We start from the raw sequence: 5,357 nt of genomic DNA, 5'->3' as shown, positions 1-5,357 counted from the left end.
CCGTTTTTGCGTTCTTGGCTAACCCATGTCGGTACAGAACACAATCAAAACACTACATCTTGCTATAATCTGTTGCGAGCTTGACTCCCCGACTGAGGCTCGAACGGAGGGATCGCAGCCAGCGAACGTCCCTTATGGCCGGTTGCCGCCATCTCTGGAATAAAAGTGTGTATGAGAAGACGTGGCGGGTGCGCCATCACGCGAGCGGCACGGCAAATTCCCAGAAGTGCCCAGTTTTGCCCTGGTTGGGGAGCCGATCAGGGCTCGAACTGTGCCTAGTTCTAAACTGATTTTCTTGGCGTGCTGCGCATTTCTTCAACTGGTTCAGGAGAGGCCTAGCGGTTTAGCTTTTAATTCCCAGCATTTCCGCCGCGTGCTTGCGCAGTGATGCTATAATCTTTGCCGAAATTTGTAATCAGGTTATTAGAGCTTACCTATTCATAGTCTCACGTCACATATCTGGCGGCCGAGATTGATAGCTTAAACTGGGGAGTGGCCGAGCGGTCAAAGGCGCCTGCCTCTGAAGCAGGTTTATCGGGGGTTCGAATCCCTCCTCCCCTACCAGTTACCCTGCCGTGAACAAATTCCAGTGCCCAGTTTTCCCTGCTCGGGGAACCGATCAATGCAGAGCACAGCAAAGGTCGTGTGTGCATAATTGTGCCTAATCGTGTGCAAACGCCCTGGCGCCTTGCCTGCGCATATTCGCTAGCGGTGGTTTAGAGGGTGCTGTAAGCTGGTTTCGCCGCGGCAAGGCACAACCTAGGCTCAGGGGGATTAATGCCACACAGCTGTTTCACTCTCACTCAGTGAGAATAAGCACTGACTTCAAGGAGAAAGACCATGGCTACTTTTATCAGCCTTTTTAGCTATACCGATCAGGGTATCCGCAACATAAAGGAATCGCCAAAACGGACGGATGCCTTCAAAGCAATGGCGAAGAAACTCGGTGTTACGGTCAAAGAGATCTACTGGACCCTTGGCCATTATGACCTGGTCGTCGTTCTGGACGGCGATGATGAGGCGGTCACATCCGCACTGCTGAAGGTTGGCTCGCTTGGGAATGTGCGAAGCGAGACATTGCGTGCATTCTCTGCGGCGGAGATGGGCCAAATCTTTGGCAACATTTCATAGAGTACGCCACAGCATAACAAACCGACGGAGGCGACCGGGTTAACTGCTCCGCAATTCCCTGGCGCTTCATCGGCGCCGTTCGCCTCGTTCGAGCTTTACCAATCAGTGCCCAGATTTGCCCTGGTTGGGGAGACGGCAGTAATGTCATCGCTGCGTGCTTGACGTAACCTTTGTATCCCTTTGTTAGCTTTTCCTAAGCCTCTGCAGCACTAGATTTTGATATGGCGGGCACCGCCTACCCGCACGGCAGCCGAGCTCATTGGTGTTAACCGTATAATACAGCCACAGGCTGTTCTGGCCGCCTGCGGCTCGGGGCGTTACCAAAGGCTCTCCAGGTAATGCCCGAGGTTGTCGATGTCGGCGTCGTTGAGCGTCTTGGAGACGCTCGTCATGTTACCGGCATCGTTGGTGCGCTTGCCGGTCTTGAAGTCCTTGAGCTGCTTCACCACGTAGTCGTAATGCTGCCCGGCAACGCGCGGAATCTCATTCTGGCCCATGAAGCCGCCGAGATGACACATGGTGCAGAGCGTTTCGGCGGCCTTCGCCTTGCCCTTCTCGACCTTCGCGGGATCGGGCTTGAACAACGTCGGCAGCACCTTCTGCGCGGTGAAGAATGCGGAGAGATCGAGCATGTCCTCGCGCGACAAGTTGGCCGCGAAGGGGGTCATCTGCGGATCGGTCCTGCGGCCCTCCTTGAAATCCTTGAGCTGGAGAAAAATGTAGCGCGCGGTCTGTCCGGCGAGGATCGGGAAGGTCGGCTGAGTCGAATTGCCGTTGGGTCCGTGGCAGGCGACGCAGGTAGCGGCCTTTTTGCGCCCCCCTTCGATGTCCTGCGCTGGCGCGTCGAGGCTGAAAACCACGGAGAACGCGGCCGCAACGAGAATGACGACGTTACGCTGCACCAGGCTGGCTCCTTATAAAAAAAGAGACCGCCCCGCGGGCGGCCTCCCCTAGTAACAAACTCGGTTATAGCCCAAACACGAACACGCTGTTGCCGCGCTTGAAGTCGATTTGCGTGTTGCCGCCGCAACCCATCGCGACGTACTGCTTGCCGTTCACGGTGTAGGACACCGGCATTGCATTGGCGCCGGCGCCGCACTGGAATTGCCACAGCAGCTTCCCGGAGGTCGCGTCGAGCGCCTTGAACAGGCCGTTGCCCTCGCCGAAGAACACGAGATTACCGGCCGTGGTCAGCGCTCCGCCCATCAGCGGCTGCTTGGTGTCGTACTTCCACGCCATCTTGCCGGTGTCGACGCTCACCGCCGCGAGACGGCCCCACTGCTTCTCGCTCGGAATCACCTTGAACGCGCCGCCGAGCCACAGTTTACCGCCCGGATACTGGGCGGCCTCGACATGGTAGGTCATCGGCTGGTGCAGGTTGAGCGCGTACGCAAGGCGCGTCTTGGGGTTGAACGCCATCGGCGACCACTCCACGCCGCCGTTCGCGCCCGGCAGCATACGCGCACCCTGCGCGGTCGGCAGCACCCACATGTTCTCCTGCGGAATCATCGCCTCGGAGAAGCGGATCAGCCGCCCCGTCGAGCGATCGTGCACGTAGATGTGGCCGCTTTTACCGCCATGGATGACGGCCGGAACCATCTTGCCGTTCTTGTCCTTGGCGTCGACCAGGATCGCCGGGCTCACCGCGTCGAGGTCCCACACGTCGTGCGCAATGTACTGGAAGTGCCACTTGTACGCGCCCGTGTCCAGATTCACCGCGACGATCGAGTCGGTGTACAGGTTGTCGCCCGGGCGCACGGCGCCGTAAAGGTCAGGCGAGGGGTTGCCGGCCACGAAGAAGATGGTGCGGGTCTTGAGGTCGACCGCCGGATTCATCCACACGCCGCCGCCCAGGGTCTGGTAGAACGAACTGTCCTTGGCGAGCTGCGCCTTCTCAGCCGCGATATCGCGATGCATGTTGCGCCCGGTGGCGTCGTTCGGCGCCCATACGCCTTCATGCCCCTTCTCCGGGATGGTGTAGAAGGTCCAGATCAGCTTGCCGCTGTCGGCGTCGAACGCCTTTACGAAACCGCGGATGCCGTACTCGCCGCCGTTGGTGCCGATCAGCACCTTGTTGTCAACGACCGTCGGCGCCATCGTCTCGCTGTAACCCTTTTCGGGATCGGCGATCTGGGTCTCCCACAGCACTTTGCCGCTCTTTGCGTCGAGCGCGAGGAGCTTCGCATCGAGCGTACCCATGAATACCTTGCCGCCGGAGATCGCCACGCCGCGGTTGTTCGGGCCGCAGCAGAACGTCGTTACCGGCCCCATCTTGTGCTTGTAGTGCCAGAACTCTTTGCCGGTCACCGCATCGAGCGCGTAGACGTGATTGTACGAAGTGGTGATGAACATGACGCCGTCAATCACGATCGGCGCGACCTCCATCGATTCGACGACCTCGGTCTGAAACGCAAACACCGGCCTCAGCTTGTCGACGTTCTTCGAGTTGATCTGCGCGCCGGGGTAGAAGCGCGTCTGGTCGTAGTTGCCGTGGGTGTGGAGCCAGTTCGCCCCCTGCTTTCCGGCGCTGTTCAGCATGCCCTGGGAAACCGAAACCTTCTTCGGCACCCCGGCGCCAGTCGTTCCACCCTTCTGCATTTCCTGAGCGAGCGCCAGTGAAGTCGCAGTGCCCAGCGCCACGAGCAGAGCGCTGCTAATAAGAAATCCGGTGAAAACCTTCTTGTTCGATTTCATGATTGTCTCCTTTGATTGAGGGCGATGCGGGCGGAAAAACGGGCCCAACACAAAAAACCCGAATCGATGCGGAGTCTCGGAGTCTTTCGCTGGTCCCCCCTTTTAGTAATAATATATGGGCTTCGGATTCGGCGCAACTTCAAGTGCGCTGCGACAACAAATCAGCGAAACATGAGCTTGAGCGGCCTTAGCAAGACCCTTTTAATGGCGGTGCTCCTCGCCGCCTCGTCGCTGGCATTGGCGCAGCGCAACATAAATTTCGATCTGCTCGGCGCCGCGCGCGGCGGGAACGAAGCCTCTGTTCAGGCGCTGCTCGACCAGGGAGCGAATCCGAACTCGCGCAATCGGCTTGGCGACACCCCCCTTAACATCGCAGCCAAGAACGGTAAGGCTGGCCTGGCCCGGTTGATGATCGAGCGCGGGGCCAATGTGAACCTGCAGAATCTTTCCGGCGTCTCGCCGCTTATGAGTGCGGCGTTCTACGGTCACACGGAGATCGTCCGCATGCTGCTCGCCGCCAAGGCGAACCCTGCGCTCACCGATCGAGTAAAGAAGACCGCTGCGGTCTATGCCGCGGGTAATGGCCGTACCGACTGCCTTGTCGAGCTGCTGGTCGCTGGGGCCGACATCAACGCCCGTTATGACAACGACCTGACCGCGCTCATGTGGGCAGCCGCCTACGGGCACGCCGACACGACGAGGATGCTCTTGGCGCGCGGCGCCGACATGAATCTGCGCGACAATCGCGGCAAGAGCGCCCTCGCGATGGCAAGTGAAGGCAGCCACCGCGACGTCGTCGAGATGCTTCGCGCTGCCGGCGCGAAAGAATAGACCCGACATTTCTCGTGCGGCGCTGAACAGGCTCGACCCTGTTGTTGAGGACTCTATGCGTAATTTCAGCTACGCTCTCGCCTTACTCTCCCTCGCGTTGCGCCAGACCTTACTTGCGACGCCGTTCGCCTACGTTCCCAACGAGAGCTCGGGCGCGATCTCGATCATCAATACCGCGACTGACGTAGGTCGTCGGCGAAGTGCCCGCCAGCAAAAAACCCGCGGCACCGCGGTGAGCGCGGACGACCGTTCGCTCTACGTGAGCGATTAGCCGAACAACCGGCTGGTGGTGTCCTTGAGCGGGTATTGTCAAGTTAAGGGCGGATGACAAAAAAGCTATCAGGAATGTGGGATAGCCCTTTCCAATTATTCTCGGTTCACAAGACCAAAGTGGGGATCAAGACTCACCATTGCCCGTCATGCACGACTCTACATAGGTAAATCATGAATTCCCTTTTGTTAACTTGACAATACCCTTCTAACATTGCGGTCGAGAGGGACGTTCACAAGCGGGCTTCGCCCCTTTGCTCCGCACCCTAACAGGGTGTTGAAAAACTCCCCGGGGCCGCGGCGTCGGCTTTCCGGGATGGGATGCGCGAAGCGAGCCGCGTCGAATAGCCGTTGCCTATTCGCAAGGCGAGCGACAAAGCAGACCGCCCGGAAAGCCACGCCCCAGCCGGGTTTGCACGAAAAATGCCCAT

Annotated in this window: 5 protein-coding genes; 3 read left to right on the top strand and 2 right to left on the bottom strand. The window is 59.0% G+C overall.

Going from position 1 to position 5,357, the window contains the following annotated elements; all coding sequences use genetic code 11:
- Positions 1–840 precede the first annotated feature (840 nt).
- Positions 841–1,131 (top strand): GYD domain-containing protein, encoded by a 291-nt coding sequence (locus VHE58_02910; protein HVS26237.1) that lies wholly within the window; start codon positions 841–843, stop codon positions 1,129–1,131.
- A 317-nt stretch (positions 1,132–1,448) separates the two neighbouring features.
- Here VHE58_02910 and VHE58_02905 read toward each other — a convergent pair whose 3' ends face one another.
- Positions 1,449–2,033 (bottom strand): c-type cytochrome, encoded by a 585-nt coding sequence (locus VHE58_02905; protein ID HVS26236.1) that lies wholly within the window; start codon positions 2,031–2,033, stop codon positions 1,449–1,451.
- A gap of 64 nt (positions 2,034–2,097) precedes the next feature.
- Positions 2,098–3,729: a PQQ-binding-like beta-propeller repeat protein gene (locus tag VHE58_02900; protein ID HVS26235.1), complete on the bottom strand. Its 1,632-nt coding sequence runs from the start codon at positions 3,727–3,729 to the stop codon at positions 2,098–2,100.
- A gap of 300 nt (positions 3,730–4,029) precedes the next feature.
- Between VHE58_02900 and VHE58_02895 the strand changes: the two genes are divergently transcribed.
- Together VHE58_02895 and VHE58_02890 are read left to right on the top strand one after the other, a co-directional pair.
- Complete coding sequence (locus tag VHE58_02895) at positions 4,030–4,656, top strand: ankyrin repeat domain-containing protein (protein ID HVS26234.1); 627 nt, start codon at positions 4,030–4,032, stop codon at positions 4,654–4,656.
- 55 nt (positions 4,657–4,711) lie between these two features.
- Positions 4,712–4,927 carry a hypothetical protein gene (locus VHE58_02890; protein HVS26233.1) on the top strand — a complete coding sequence of 72 codons (216 nt, stop codon included), beginning with the start codon at positions 4,712–4,714 and terminating at the stop codon, positions 4,925–4,927.
- Positions 4,928–5,357 lie beyond the last annotated feature (430 nt).

Source organism: Burkholderiales bacterium (assembly GCA_035543335.1).
Classification (GTDB): Bacteria; Pseudomonadota; Gammaproteobacteria; order Burkholderiales; family JAHFRG01; genus JAHFRG01.
The sequence above is the reverse complement of the archived record's forward strand: the minus strand, read 5'-3'. Positions and strand labels throughout refer to the sequence as shown.

What these genes read in the sequence shown, in the direction of transcription:
- VHE58_02910 (HVS26237.1), top strand. Translation starts at nt 841, where the DNA reads ATGGCTACTTTTATCAGCCTTTTTAGCTATACCGATCAGGGTATCCGC.
- VHE58_02900 (HVS26235.1), bottom strand. Translation starts at nt 3,729, where the DNA reads ATGCAGAAGGGTGGAACGACTGGCGCCGGGGTGCCGAAGAAGGTTTCG.
- VHE58_02895 (HVS26234.1), top strand. Translation starts at nt 4,030, where the DNA reads ATGGCGGTGCTCCTCGCCGCCTCGTCGCTGGCATTGGCGCAGCGCAAC.
- VHE58_02890 (HVS26233.1), top strand. Translation starts at nt 4,712, where the DNA reads ATGCGTAATTTCAGCTACGCTCTCGCCTTACTCTCCCTCGCGTTGCGC.